Source organism: Campylobacter sp., from assembly GCF_052170435.1.
In the GTDB taxonomy this organism is placed as follows: domain Bacteria; phylum Campylobacterota; class Campylobacteria; order Campylobacterales; family Campylobacteraceae; genus Campylobacter_A.
In genome coordinates, this window is the sequence record NZ_JBQNAN010000012.1 from 1 (window position 1) to 13,420 (window position 13,420).

Sequence of the window (13,420 nt, forward strand, 5' to 3'; positions counted from 1 at the left end):
AGTCAGTCAGTCAGTCAGTCAGTCAGTCAGTCAGTCAGTCAGTCAGTCAGTCAGTCCCACGCAGCTTAAAGGCGGCTTAGTAAACAAATTTAATCGTAATGCCGAGATTAATCTCGCTCGCAATCTACCGCAAGATACCATAACCGATAATCTTTTAATAAAAGGCAATAACCTTTTGGCTTTACACTCTTTAAAAAAGGAATTTGCTGGGCGCGTAAAACTTATCTATATAGATCCACCTTATAACACTGGTAACGATAGCTTTAACTATAACGATAGTTTTAATCACTCCACTTGGCTTGTATTTATGAAAAATCGCCTTGAAATAGCAAGGGAACTTTTAAGAGAGGATGGCAGTATCTATGTAAATTTAGATTACAATGAAGTCCATTATTGTAAAGTGCTAATGGATGAAATTTTTGGTTTAGAAAATTTTCAAAGAGAGGTTATTTGGAGAATAGGTTGGCTGTCTGGATATAAAACAGGAGTAAGTAATTATGTTAGAAATCATGACTCTATTTTATTCTATTCAAAAAATAAAAATAAAATGTTCTTTAATAAAATATATATAGATAATTCAAATTTTAAGGAATTAATTAGTAAGAATAAACTTACGGACATATTATGTGATTACGATATGGATAAAAAGCAAATCAGCAATATTTATAATAAAATAAATTTTGATACTAGAATTAAAAGATATCCTATTGAAGATGTATGGAATGCAAACGAATATAACGATTTAAATAGTATTGCAATAGTTAGCTACTCTGGTGAATCTGTGTCTAAAATGCTAGGAACAGATGAAGTAAAAGGACAAAAGTCTGAAAAATTGATTCAAAGAATTATACAAAGTTCAACAAACGAAAAAGACATTGTTTTGGACTTTTTCGCTGGAAGTGGGACTACTGCGGCGGTTGCGATGAAAATGAATAGGCAATTTATCGCTATCGAGCAGATGGATTACATCGAAACGATAACAAAAGAGAGGCTTAAAAAGGTGATTGAGGGTGAACAAGGCGGCGTAAGCAGGGCTTTGGGTTGGCAAGGCGGCGGCGAATTTGTATATTTTGAGCTTAAAAAGCATAATGAGCTTTTTAAAGAAAAAATCGTTAAAGCAAAAAATAAAAGAGAAATACTAGAAATTTTTAAAGAGATCGATAAGAACGCATTTTTAAACTATAAAGTCGATATGAAAAAATTTAGCAAAAACATAAACGAGTTTGAGGCTTTAAGGCTAGAGGAGCAAAAGCGGATACTAGATGAGTTTTTAGACAAAAATCAACTTTACGTAAATTTAAGCTCTATTAATGATGCGGACTTTGAAATCTCGGATGACGAAAAAGAAGCGAGCACCAGCTTTTACGGAGAGAGAAAATGAAATTCCTGCATGAAATTTTAACTGGCGAGTTTGGAAAGCGTGGGATTGAAGCCGTAAATTTACCAAAAAGCGTGAGCGAAAATTTAAAATTTGCGATTAGAGAGTATCAAAAAGAGGCATTTAAGAGATTTATTCTTTTATATGAAAACGACTTTAACGGTAAGCCGCAGTTGCCTCTTCATACGATGTTTAATATGGCGACTGGAAGCGGTAAAACGCTTGTTATGGCTGGGCTTATACTTTATCTTTTTGAGAAAAAATATAAGAATTTTATATTTTTCGTAAATAGCGACAATATCATCAAAAAGACGAAAGAAAATTTCTTAAACGCAAATTCAAGCAAATATCTTTTTACCGAGAGGATTTTTATAAACAGTAAGGAAATTTTTATAAAAGAGTGCGAGAATTTTGAGGGTATACAAAACGAAAATGAGATAAACATCAAATTTTGCACAATCCAAAAGCTACACTCCGATCTGAATTCGCCAAAAGAAAATGCAGTTACATTTGAGGATTTAGCAGATAGAAATATTGTCTTGATCGCCGATGAAGCTCATCACCTAAGTGCTGATACAAAGAATAATGCTGAAATTTTAGAAGAGTTCCAAACACCAAGTTGGGAAAACACGGTCGCTAAAATTTTAAAGCTAAATTCCAAAAATATCTTGCTTGAATTTAGTGCAACTTTGGATTATGAAAGTGTAGAAATAGCTGAAAAATATAAAGATAAAGTACTTTATAAATATGATTTAAAGGCATTTAGAGAGCAGGGATATTCAAAGGAAATCGAGCTTTTTAAAAATGATATGAGCGATGAAAATAAGATGATGAGTGCTGTTATTTTTAATTTATATAGAGGTGTTTTGGCTGCAAATCATGATATAAATTTAAAGCCCGTAATTTTATTTAAGCCAAAAACCATAAAAGAATCAAATGAAAATGAAGAGAAATTTAGGCGGCTTGTAGACGAAGCGGACCTAAATTTTGTAGATAAATTTAGAAACGAAATCAAAGATGAAACGCTAGCTAAGGCTTTTAAATTTTTTGATGCCAATGGGATTTCAAGCGATAATCTAGCGCAAAGGATAAGACAAAATTTCAAACCACAAAACTGCCTAAACGTAAATAACGAAAGCGAGGTAAAGGAAAATCAGATTGTTTTAAACTCTCTTGAAGACGAGCAAAATCCAGTGCGAGCGATATTTGCCGTAAATAAGCTAAATGAGGGCTGGGACGTGCTAAACCTTTTTGATATTGTTAGGCTTTATGAAAGCAGAGACGGCAGAAACGGTAAGCCTGGTAAAACAACCATAAGCGAAGCTCAGCTAATCGGACGAGGGGCTAGGTATTTTCCGTTTAAACTAAATGGCGATGATGATAAATTTAAGCGAAAATTTGATAAGGATTTGGATAATGAGCTAAGAATTTTAGAGGAAATTTATTATCACACAAGCAATGATAGTAGGTATATAAGTGAGCTAAAGACGGCTTTAAGGGATTTTGGAATTTATGATGAAGATACAGTTCGCAAGGAGCTTAGGCTAAAGGATAGCTTTAAGGCGACTAGCTTTTATAAAAACGCTCTTGTGTGGCATAACGACAAAATTTTGATAGGATACGATAAGGCTAAATTTGAAGAGATACCAAACGAAATAGATTTTGCGCTTGGGTCAAATTTGGTCTTTAAGGAGGCTGTGTTTAATGATGAAAATTTAACTGCTAAATCACGCAAAATACTTAAAGAAAAGAAAATTCCACGGCATATTTTGAGGGTAGCGATGAGTGAGGATGAGTATTTTTACTTTGAAAATTTGCAAGCAAATTTTACCGATATAAAATCTACAAGCGAGTTTTTAAAACTTTTGGAGGATAAATTTAGCGTAAATTTTATAAGCGATACCGATGAGAGGGTTATTTCTAGCGATGAATATCTAGTTGCCGCAAAAAAGCTTTTAAGGCATATAAAAGATAATTTTGAAACAATTTCAAAATATAAGGCAAGTGAATATAAAAGTAAAAAATTTAATGAAATTTTTAAGGATAAAAGCCTAAATATCGCTAAAAATGATGAACGAACAGATGGGCAAGAAGGGGTTGTAAGCGATAAAGAATGGTATGCATTTAATGCAAATTACGGTACGAGTGAAGAGAAAGCTTTTGTGGAGTTTTTGCCAAGCATGAAAACGAAATTTCACAAAAATTTAGTGAAATTTATCTAGTTAGAAATGAGCGAGAGCTAAAAATTTATGATGAAAAAGGGCAGGCTTTTGAACCGGATTTTTTGCTATTTTGCAAGAGCCTTAGCGGAGAGGAGCTAAACTATCAAGTATTTATCGAGCCAAAAGGCGATGGCTTTATGGCAAACGATGCTTGGAAAGAGGAGTTTTTGGAGCAAATTTTTAGCAAAAAACTACTCCAAAGCAAGCAAGAGTATAGATATTTAATCACGGCGGTGCCTAAATTTTACAATCAAAATCTTGAAAAAGAATTCGGCTTAAAATTTAAAGAGGTTTTAGATTTAGACCAATAAATCTACCACAAAAGGCGTGATTTGCTTTGTGGTAGATTAACGCGTTACTTTATAAACCCGACCTGCGGTAAAATTTCAGCCAGCGCCGCGTCCTTTTTCTCGTTAAATTTGACCTTGTTCTGCTCAAAAAGATTATTTCCGTGCGCGTCTATGGAGACGATGAGTGGGCCAAACTCCTTCACGCGGCACTTCCACAAGGTCTCTGGCATCCCAAGCTCCGTCCAGTCGGCACTCTCGATCTCCTCGACCTGCGTCGCGGCAACCACCGCGCAGCCCGCAGGAAATACGCAGTGTATCGCGCCAAACTCCTTGCAGCCGCTCATCGTGCCCTCGCCCATGCCGCCTTTGCCCACAATGAGGCGCACGCCCGTTTTAGCGATAAATTCGCGCTCGAATTTCTCCATCCGCATACTAGTCGTCGGCCCCACCGAGACCATCTCAAAGCTTTTTTCGCCCGTTTTTCTGATGATCGGCCCCGCGTGCAGGATTGCGCCGCCTCTGATATCAAGCGGCAGCTCGCGACCCTCCTGCACGACGCGTCTGTGCGGCACGTCGCGGCAGGTGACGATGTGCCCCGTAAGGTAGATCACGTCGCCGATCTTGATATCCGCTAGATCCTCTGCGCCGATCGGCGTGGTTAAAATTTTCTTACTCATAGCGCGAACTCCTTGTGCGATTTTACGGCAAAGCTTAGCTGCTCGTCCCAGACGATATGGCCTTTGCGGTGCGACCAGCAGCCCACGTTTACGGCGACGGCGATGACGCTTGGGTGGCGGGCGCAGTTTTGTATATGCACGCCCATCACCGAGCTCGCGCCGCTCATGCCTTGTGGGCCGAGGCCGATTTTATTGATGCCCTCTTCGAGTAGCTTTTCGGTTAGCGCGGCTCGGTCATTTGGATTGTGCGAGCCAAGCGGCCTCATAAGTGCTTTTTTGGATAGCAATGACGCCACGTCGATCGAGGTGCCCACGCCCACGCCCACTAGCAGCGGCGGACAGGCGTTTATGCCGTAGCTCGTCATGATGTCCATGACGAATTTCACCACGCCCTCGTAGCCCATGCCGGGCATCAGCACGGTCGCCTTGCCGGGCAGACTACAGCCGCCGCCCGCCATATAGGTGTGGATCTCGCACTCGCCGCTATCCGGCACGATCTCCCAAAATACGCTCGGCGTGCCCTTGCCGACGTTTTTGCCGGTGTTGTACTCATCAAACGTCTCGACACTGTTGTGGCGCAGCGGAGCCTCGCGCGTCGCTCGCAGTACGGCCTCTCGCAGTAGCCCCTCAAGCTCGCCTATGAGCGGGAAATTTGCGCCGCAGCGTACGAAAAACTGGATCACGCCCGTATCCTGACAGGACGGACGATCTAGTTCCTTGGCTAGGCGCTGGTTTTCAAACATCGTTTTGTAGATCTCCTTCGCCAGCGGCTGCGTCTCGCGCTCACTAAGCTCGCTCAGCTTCGCCGTCACGTCGTCAGGCAGCACCTTGCCCGTGTAGCCGACGAATTTCGCCATGACCTCGGTCATCTTTTGCACGGCTTTTTCTTTATCCATCGCTTCTCCTTTTTTCAAATTTTTCATACGTGCCCGCCAAAGTGCAGCCCGCAGCGTAGCAGAGCAGGTCGGCAAGATCAAACGTCCCGCCGATCATTACTTTTAAAATTTTATTTTCTATGCCTAAAATTTGCACGACGCCCAGATGCTGCGCGAGCTCCAAAGCCACGGCAAACGCGAAAATTTTAAGCGGTAAATTTAAAGGCGGCACGTTAAAAGCAGCCCGTGCCAAAGCGTAAAGCAAGATAACCGCCAAAACGTCGCCCGCGTAGTGTCGCACGAAGCCGCCCTTTACGCAGATCGCTATGTAAATTTCAACCGCCAAAATCAAAACCGCCGCGGCTAAAAACGCTAGCCTCGTTCTCGCGCTTTGCCTTGTTTGCGGTTTTTGCGCGAGCTTTTTAGCGTACTTCGGTATAGCCTTTTGCTCGTTTAAATTTTCCTCTCGCAACGCTTTCCTTTTAAATTTAGCCGTTAAATTTAGCTGTAAAACTACGTTTCAAATCAAAGTGGATTTACGCTTAAAATCAAAGTGGGCTAAAGCATCACATTTTTCACTTTGATTTGAAACGTAAATTTTTTAATCTTTCAATTATCGTTTTAAATTCAAAAAAATACCTTTAAAGACCCTTGCCGATATTGTGACGATGGCTTTAAAAGAATAAAATTAGATAATCTTTGATACAATTGCTTAGAAAATTTTAAGAGTTATTAAAATGTCAAATATCCAAGAGAAATATATACATAAAATTAACACATCTGATTCCTTTTTTGACTCTTTAAGGCAAGACTATGAAGGTTTTGATACATGGATAGCGAAAAAAGCAGACGCCGGCGAAAAAGCATATATACTCTTTGATGATACCAAGATAGTGGCTTTTTTGTATCTAAAAATAGAAAGCCCAATAGATAATACGGATATAAATCCGGCACTTGACATAAATGTGACATGGCTAAAGATAGGAACTCTTAAAATAGATGCGCATGGGACAAAGCTTGGAGAGCGTATTATAAAGAAGATTTTTGATTTTGCCGTAGCAAACAACATTTATAATATCTATGTAACGTCTTTTGAAAAACAAGCACCTTTAATAAAATTATTAAAAAGATATGGGTTTGTCCAGCATGGCAAAAAAATCAATGAGCTAGTATTAACAAAAAATATACCTACTCATGTGCGGGCGCTAAAAAATGATATACTGCTGGACTATCCGGCTATTAATGCGACAAGCGACAAATATCTTTTAAGTATATACCCGAAATATCATACTGGTATGTTCTCGGACTCTATGCTAAACACAGAAAGCTACGATATACTAAAAGACATGTCTGAATCAAATAGTATTCATAAGGTGTATATAACGAAAATGAAAGGCGTTGAGCAACTCAAGAGAGGCGACTGCTTGCTCATTTATAGAACAAAAGATAAAAATGCCCAAAGCGCGAACTACTCATCGGTCGTGACCTCTTTGTGCGTTGTAGAAGAATATAAAGATTTATCCAGTTTTAGTGACTTGGATGATTTCATCAAGTACTGCAAGCCTCATAATATATTTACTGATGATGAATTAGAGAATATATTTATCAAAAAAAGTTACACAAAAATAATAAAAATGGCATACAATATATCATTTAAAAGACGTGTTATTTTAAAGAAGATTAGAGAAATTATAGGTCGCGAAGAAGCCTACTGGGGTTTTGTGAAGCTTACAGATGAGGCTTTTTTTGCAATTTTAAAAGAAGGTTTAGTAAATGACAGCATTATTATCCATTAAGCCGGAATTCGCTGAGGCTATTTTTGATGGTACGAAAAAATTTGAGTTTAGAAAGGTAAAATTTAAAAAAAACGTTAATAAGATTAAAGTATATGCCACAAAGCCAGTTGGAAAAATTATAGGAGAATTTATAGTTGATAATATTTTGGAGGCAAGCCCAGAAGAACTATGGAGTAAAACAAGCATGGATGCCGGTATAGATAAAGAAAGATATCTAAAATACTTTAATGGCAAGAGTACCGGTTTTGCCATTAAGATTAAATCCGCAAATAAATATAAAGAGGCAATTTGTCCTTATTTGCAATACCCAAATTTTGTGGCACCACAATCGTTTATGTATATTTAGGAATGTAAAAATGAAAATAAACCCATATTGCACACAAGCTATATTTATAGATGCAGACTCTGGTATTATTGATAAAATAGACGCAATACTGCATTTAAATATATTTTTGCCAAACGATAGAGAGTATTCGTATATAGAAATGGGCATATTGGTTTCTAGGAAAGAGTACAACAATCTTGATAGAAATTTTAATATAGAAATCACGTTTCCATTTTACATACTTAAGGATGAATTTATAGACATAAAAGACAAGCTTTGTGATAGCAAGACATTAAATATGATTTTTAACGAAGAGACTCATTTGGATAAAAATAAATTAAATTTTAGACTAAGAGAATATAAGCTTGGAGATATAAAACTTTGTAATACCACTATAAATAGCGATTCTAGTATAACAATGAGTGTAGAAGAAAAACAGAAAAACAGCTATTTTAGATTTAGGATTAAGAATATTAGAGACAAGATAACAGATACCGTTCTTTCAGATACAAAAGTTAATCCGTTTATAAAAATGATAAAAACAATTGGAATTTCAATAAATTTAGATAGGCAATTTACTAAACAATCAGACAAAAGGATAAAATTTAAAGAAATTAATACTTTCGTTATACTTGACTCTACAACTGAATTGATTGAAAAAAGCAGACCTATAAAAAGCTTTAGGGTTTTAGAAGATAATCTATGGAATCAATATATAGGAAGTGATGCAAATCAAAAAATGACAGTCTATCAATTTAAAGATAAAATATTAGACGACGGTACGATAGACAATTATCAGCTTTTCTTAAAAAGCCTTCATCATAAAAGCTCAAAATTCGAAAAATACAAATTCTTATCATTCGTAATATTTGTGGCCATAATATCTAATGCTATTTACAATGCTATTTGCGACTTATTAAAACGGTTTTTTAATGTTACCTTTTGACAATACAATCGACCTAACACTGCATCATGCCCAGCTGATAAAGGCAGAGATACAGAATAAATATACATTATATAACTATATCAAAGATGCAAAAAAATACTATCCAAGTTTTGATATTTGGTATTTTACAAATGTGCTGCCGTCATTAAAAGACGGAACAAAAAAAATTATAACTTCCTGCGATGATAATAATCTAAGGGGTCTTGCTATACTAAAATATAACGAAAAAAAATTATGCCACTTATCTGTTATGCCCCCTTATAAAAATAAAGGCTACGGCATAAAGCTTTTTAAGCAAAGCTTTATAGAATTAGAAACAGAAAAGCCTTTCCTGACAGTGTCCGAAGAAAAATTAATAGAATTTAAAAAAGTATTTGATTACTTTGGATTTGAACTTACAGACATTATAGATGGGTATTACCGAAAAGGCAAAAAAGAGTATTTTTATAATCAGATATAATCCTACCCCTCAAACTCCAGATCAATCATATAGCTTGTAGTGTTTAGATTATGCGATACGCTTTTAATACTAAATTTTACATTTTCAAGTCCGGTTACGCCTGTTATTTTTAGTTTTCCGCCGGCTCTTAGCTCTTCTACCAGTGGCGGTAAGCGAGCCGTTTATTCCGCCGCGTTGTAGTTCGTTTAGCTTGGCTTCGCCCTTTTTAAAGGCTTCATTGTCTGATTTTGGCTCGGGGATATTTAGCTTATAGGTTTGCTCTCCGCCGCCGATCTTCGATTGTTTATCTTTGCCGTCTTTGCTATCGTGCCACTGCATTATTACGGCTTGGTAGCTGTTGCGGTTTGCTTCTGTGATCGATAGGCTCTCGCGCTCAAATTTAGCCGTTAAATTTGCCTCGCGGGCGTAAATTCAGAGATGATTTATCAGGCTCGCGTTATATGCGGCGCCGAATCCGTTGTCGATATTTACGACGCTCACGCCGTTTGCGCAGCTATTTAGCATCGCTAGCAGAGCCGCCAGTCCGCCAAAGCTCGCGCCGTATCCCACGCTGGTGGGTACCGCGATCACCGGTACGCTCACAAGACCCGCCAGCACGCTAGCTAGCGCGCCCTCCATGCCGGCTACCGCGATCACGACCTTTGCGCCGCGTATCTGCTCTAAATTTGCGATCAGTCTATGTAGCCCAGCCACGCCCGCATCGCTAAATTTGCGCACGTCGTTGCCTAAAAATCGCGCCGTTTCGTACGCCTCCTCCACTACCGCGCCGTCGGCAGTGCCGGCGGAGACTATCGCGATGTAGCTTTGCGTGAGCACGGACTCTTTAAATTTGACGCTGATGACGCGGCCGCGAGCGTTAAACTCCGCCTGCGGCAGCGCCTCGCGAACCCGATTAAAAACCCGCTCGTTGGTGCGCGTAATCAGGATATTTTGCCCTCTCGCGCCGATCGCTTCTGCGATACGTAAAATTTCATCATCCGTCTTGCCCTCGCCGTAGATCACCTCGCCCGCGCCGTTTCGCAGAGCGCGCTGAGTGTCGATCTTGGCGCAGCCAACGTCCTCGTAAGGGTAGTTTTTCAGGTATTTTAGCGCCTCTTGCTCGCTCATACGGCCGCTTTTTATCCCCGCGAAAAGCTCTAAAATTTCATCCTCTCTCATGCAAAACATCCTCCCTAAGCCCCTTTAGATCGAGCGTCACCTCCGCTGCGCCAAGCGTCACGAGCTGCCTAACGACGCTTTTAAATTTCGCGTCGTTTAGGAAGTCCCGCATGCTAGAAAAGGGCATTTGCAACTTTATATTTTTGCGGTCGCACCGCGCGCGGACGTTTGCGTAGCCGCTTGCGATGAGTAGATTTTCCGCGGCTTCGATCAAATTTAGCTCGTTCTCATCGATCTCGCGCCCGTGCGGTAGACGCGTTAGTAAGCACGCGTAACCGGGCTTTTCGGCGGTGGGTAAGCCCAGCTCGCGCGATAGCTCGCGGATCTCTGATTTGGTTAAATTTATCAGCGGCGAGAGCACGCCTAGCTCCTCTTTTGCTTTGAGCCCGGGGCGGTGTTCGCCCAGATCGTCTCGGTTCGTGCCGTCTGCGACGCGGCTAAAGCCAAGCTCGCGGGCGCGCTCTATCAGGCGCGAAAAGACCGCCTTTTTGCACAGATAGCAGCGATTTTCGGGGTTGTTTTTGATCCCCTCCGCGACGCCTAGCTCTAAAATTTCGTGGCGGATGCCGTAGGCGTGGGCAAATTCCACGGCTTCGGCGATCTCGCGCGAGGACATGTAGGGCGATCTTATCGTTATGCCGATCGCTCGCGCACCCAGCGCGTCGTGCGCCGCGCGTAGCAGTAGCGAACTGTCCGCGCCGCCGCTAAATGCGACTGCTAGCTCGCCTAGCCCGCGCAGATCAGCCTTTAGTTTTTCTAGTTTCGTCATAGATTTTCAGCGCCTCTTTCCGCACCTGCTCGATCGTCGTGCCGTGCGCGAGCGCCGCGGCCTTGCACTCCTCAAATTCGGGCTTTGCCTTTTGCGTTTGATCGCTGCCAGAAATCTTAAGCTCTATCTCGCCAAATTTCGTCTGCACCCGCGCAAATTCGCGCTTTAGCTCGGTTTTAGCAACCTCTACCTCGCGAACGCCGATCGCGGTGGTGTGCGTAAATATCAGATCCTTTAAATTTTGCGCGTCCTGCTTGCGGCACAGCGCGTTTAGCTCAAAGCCCGCGCGCCCCTTTTTCATAAAAATAGAGCGGCTAAATACGTCCAGCGCGCCGTTTTCGCGTAAAATTTCGCACGCAAGCGCAAAGCTCTCGGCGTCCATATCGTCGATGTTGGTGGAGATCAGAATTTGCTTGCAAAGCTCGCCGTAGCACGAGCACGCGGCTAAATTTGCCTCGCCGCTTTCATTGTTCAAATTTTCATCCGCATCGCAAATCATCGCGCGAAGCACGTTCGCAAAGTCCGCGGCGTCCTTGCCACCTGCGCCGTAGCCGATCTTTTCTATTTTAAAGCTCGCGCCGTCCGTAAATTCGTCCGCGCAGGCCTTTAAAATCGCCGCGCCCGTGGGCGTAGTCATCTCGAAATTTGCGCGTCCGAGACTTACGGGCACGCCTTTTAAAATTTCGCAAACGGCGGGTGCAGGTACGCTAAGCGTGCCGTGGTCGCAGATCGCTACGCCGCCTCCAAGCTCAATTTTGGAGCTAACAACTCGAGAAATTCCAAATTTTTCAAATAGATATTCAAAGCAGATCGCCGCGCCCGCGACGTCCGCGATGCTATCTATCGCCCCGAGCTCGTGAAAATGCACCCGCTCTACGTCCGTGCCATGGACTTTGGCCTCAGCCTGCGCGATCGTGCGAAATATCGCGCCCGCTCTTTGTTTGCAGCTCTGGCTTAAATTTGAACTCTCTAAAATTTGCCTGATGTCCACGTAGCTTCTGGCGTGAGGCTGCGATTTTAGGGGCACTACGTCGATTTTGGTCGCTGCGATGCCGTTTTTTAGCACGCTTTTGCGCACGAGCTTAAATTCGCCGGCTAAATTTAACTTCTCAAGCTCGGCGCAAAGATAGTCAAAATCCACTCCGAGCCCGACAAGAGCGGCCAAGTTCATATCGCCGCTAATGCCCACGTTAGCGTCGTAATATAAAATTTTAGCCAAACTTACGCCTTAGGCACCGTCATCGAGCCAAACGGCAGGATGATGATTTTTGCGTCTGCTCCTTTTTGCGCGAGCGCGTCATCCACGGCTTTTTGGATGTCGTGGTATGGTTTTAGATGCACGGCTCGCATCTCATCGTCGCTTAAGTCGCTCACCGCCCAGGTCTGCGCCCAGAGCGAGATTTCAGCCATCTTAGCGGCCTTGTGATAGCCTAGCTTAAAGCCCGCGCTGATCTTTTCGAGCACCTTTTTAGGCGTGTCGGCGGATGCCATCAGGTCAAAAAACGGCTTTGGTCCGATGCCGGTGCGGCACTTTGCGACCATTATTAAAATTCCGTCCTGAGCAAGCGCTAGTTTGCCGTTATCTAGAGCCTTTTGTGCTTGGTAGAGATCGACGTCCATCGGATATGGCGCGACTGAGATCACGATATCTGCCTTGCGCGGGATATTTACGCAAAATACCTCGTCGGCCTTTTTGACGCAGTCGTAAAAGCTGTCGTTGAGGTCGCCGGCGCTCGCGTAATACACGCCGTGCTCGCTGTCAAGCACCGTCTGGATCGAAAAAACGTCGATATGCGCTAGCACTTTCATCGCGTCGATCATATCCTCGTGCACGGGGTTGCCCTCTAGGCGTAGAGCTTGCGCATCGGCGCTAAGAGCTAGTTTGTGGTTTTGCGTGATGCTCTCGTATGACGCCGTGCCCGGCAAAAAGGCCTTTCTGCCGCCCGTGTAGCCCGCGAAGTAGTGCGGCTCGACCGAGCCTATGACGATCACTTTTTTTGCTTCTGCTACGATTTTGTTTAGATACATCTGCGTGCCATTTTTTGACTCACCTAGAAATACCATCTCGTCGTGCTTGGAGTCGTGATCGTGAACTTCGTTTTTGGCTCTGATCTCCGCGTAAATTTCTTTGCCGAAGATCATCTCGTATTCATCAAGCGTGCCCTCTCTGTGGCAGCCCGTGGCGATGATAAAAATTTTATTTTTATCGCGGATTTTCGGGTAAATTTGCTTTAAAATTTTTGCCGTCGGCGTAGGTCTCGTGCCGTCGTTTACGATAACGACGATCTTTTCGTCGCCCATGATAAACTCGTCAAAGCTTTTCTGATTTATCGGATTTGCTAGAGCCTTTGCGATGAGCGCCGTTTCGTCAAATTTAGCCACGGGGTTTGGATCGAAAACGCCGAGCAAATTTTTCTCGTTTATCTCTAGATTTAGATGATCGTCTTTGCCGTATGCGATAGGGATTTGCATATTTACTCCTTAAGCAGATTTATTAATTTTTCGTCTTAGGATTATATATCAA

The 13,420-nt window shown here is 42.2% G+C and carries 15 protein-coding genes; 7 read left to right on the forward strand and 8 right to left on the reverse strand.

Annotated elements, in window-relative coordinates; all coding sequences use genetic code 11:
- The 3 genes from ACTTJF_RS06070 to ACTTJF_RS06080 all read left to right on the forward strand — a co-directional run.
- The coding region (locus tag ACTTJF_RS06070) for a site-specific DNA-methyltransferase (protein WP_442551201.1) at positions 1–1,381 on the forward strand (1,381 nt) is incomplete at its 5' end.
- Positions 1,378–3,600, forward strand: coding sequence for a DEAD/DEAH box helicase family protein (locus ACTTJF_RS06075; RefSeq protein ID WP_442551202.1), 2,223 nt, complete (start codon positions 1,378–1,380; stop codon positions 3,598–3,600). The genes ACTTJF_RS06070 and ACTTJF_RS06075, both read left to right, overlap by 4 nt.
- 137 nt (positions 3,601–3,737) lie before the next feature.
- The gene (locus tag ACTTJF_RS06080; RefSeq protein WP_442551203.1) at positions 3,738–3,911 is read left to right on the forward strand and encodes a hypothetical protein; all 174 of its coding nucleotides are present in this window, start codon (positions 3,738–3,740) and stop codon (positions 3,909–3,911) included.
- A 44-nt stretch (positions 3,912–3,955) separates the two neighbouring features.
- Here the strand turns inward: ACTTJF_RS06080 and ttdB are convergent, their stop codons facing one another.
- From ttdB to ACTTJF_RS06095, 3 genes are read right to left on the reverse strand one after another with little or no spacing between them, the layout of a single operon-like run.
- Positions 3,956–4,567, reverse strand: coding sequence for a L(+)-tartrate dehydratase subunit beta (gene ttdB, locus ACTTJF_RS06085; protein WP_442551204.1), 612 nt, complete (start codon positions 4,565–4,567; stop codon positions 3,956–3,958).
- Entirely contained in the window at positions 4,564–5,463 is a 900-nt protein-coding gene (gene ttdA, locus ACTTJF_RS06090) for a L(+)-tartrate dehydratase subunit alpha (RefSeq protein ID WP_442551205.1), read from the reverse strand. The genes ttdB and ttdA overlap by 4 nt, the downstream gene beginning before the upstream one ends.
- The gene (locus tag ACTTJF_RS06095) at positions 5,456–5,914 is read right to left on the reverse strand and encodes a DUF2809 domain-containing protein (protein WP_442551206.1); all 459 of its coding nucleotides are present in this window, start codon (positions 5,912–5,914) and stop codon (positions 5,456–5,458) included. The genes ttdA and ACTTJF_RS06095 overlap by 8 nt, the downstream gene beginning before the upstream one ends.
- Positions 5,915–6,179: 265 nt before the next feature.
- On the opposite strand from ACTTJF_RS06095, the gene ACTTJF_RS06100 reads away from it, so the two are divergent.
- From ACTTJF_RS06100 to ACTTJF_RS06115, 4 genes are read left to right on the forward strand one after another with little or no spacing between them, the layout of a single operon-like run.
- On the forward strand, positions 6,180–7,238 hold the full coding sequence (locus ACTTJF_RS06100) for a hypothetical protein (protein ID WP_442551207.1): 1,059 nt from the start codon (positions 6,180–6,182) through the stop codon (positions 7,236–7,238).
- Positions 7,216–7,584: an ASCH domain-containing protein gene (locus tag ACTTJF_RS06105; protein ID WP_297958915.1), complete on the forward strand. Its 369-nt coding sequence runs from the start codon at positions 7,216–7,218 to the stop codon at positions 7,582–7,584. The genes ACTTJF_RS06100 and ACTTJF_RS06105 overlap by 23 nt, the downstream gene beginning before the upstream one ends.
- A gap of 10 nt (positions 7,585–7,594) precedes the next feature.
- Positions 7,595–8,509 carry a hypothetical protein gene (locus ACTTJF_RS06110; protein ID WP_442551208.1) on the forward strand — a complete coding sequence of 305 codons (915 nt, stop codon included), beginning with the start codon at positions 7,595–7,597 and terminating at the stop codon, positions 8,507–8,509.
- The gene (locus ACTTJF_RS06115) at positions 8,496–8,969 is read left to right on the forward strand and encodes a hypothetical protein (protein WP_442551209.1); all 474 of its coding nucleotides are present in this window, start codon (positions 8,496–8,498) and stop codon (positions 8,967–8,969) included. Before ACTTJF_RS06110 ends, ACTTJF_RS06115 begins: the two co-directional genes overlap by 14 nt.
- Before the next feature lie 84 nt (positions 8,970–9,053).
- Here the strand turns inward: ACTTJF_RS06115 and ACTTJF_RS06120 are convergent, their stop codons facing one another.
- The 5 genes from ACTTJF_RS06120 to larA form a co-directional block, all read right to left on the reverse strand.
- The gene (locus ACTTJF_RS06120; protein ID WP_442551210.1) at positions 9,054–9,287 is read right to left on the reverse strand and encodes a hypothetical protein; all 234 of its coding nucleotides are present in this window, start codon (positions 9,285–9,287) and stop codon (positions 9,054–9,056) included.
- Positions 9,288–9,380: 93 nt separating this feature from the next.
- Positions 9,381–10,127: a nickel pincer cofactor biosynthesis protein LarB gene (gene larB, locus ACTTJF_RS06125; RefSeq protein ID WP_442551246.1), complete on the reverse strand. Its 747-nt coding sequence runs from the start codon at positions 10,125–10,127 to the stop codon at positions 9,381–9,383.
- Positions 10,114–10,896, reverse strand: coding sequence for an ATP-dependent sacrificial sulfur transferase LarE (larE, locus tag ACTTJF_RS06130; protein WP_442551211.1), 783 nt, complete (start codon positions 10,894–10,896; stop codon positions 10,114–10,116). Before larE ends, larB begins: the two co-directional genes overlap by 14 nt.
- Positions 10,868–12,115 (reverse strand): nickel pincer cofactor biosynthesis protein LarC, encoded by a 1,248-nt coding sequence (gene larC / locus ACTTJF_RS06135; RefSeq protein WP_442551212.1) that lies wholly within the window; start codon positions 12,113–12,115, stop codon positions 10,868–10,870. Before larC ends, larE begins: the two co-directional genes overlap by 29 nt.
- 2 nt (positions 12,116–12,117) lie before the next feature.
- A complete protein-coding gene (gene larA, locus ACTTJF_RS06140) occupies positions 12,118–13,368 on the reverse strand; it encodes a nickel-dependent lactate racemase (protein WP_442551213.1) in 1,251 nt (416 codons plus the stop codon).
- Between the last annotated feature and the right edge of the window lie 52 nt (positions 13,369–13,420).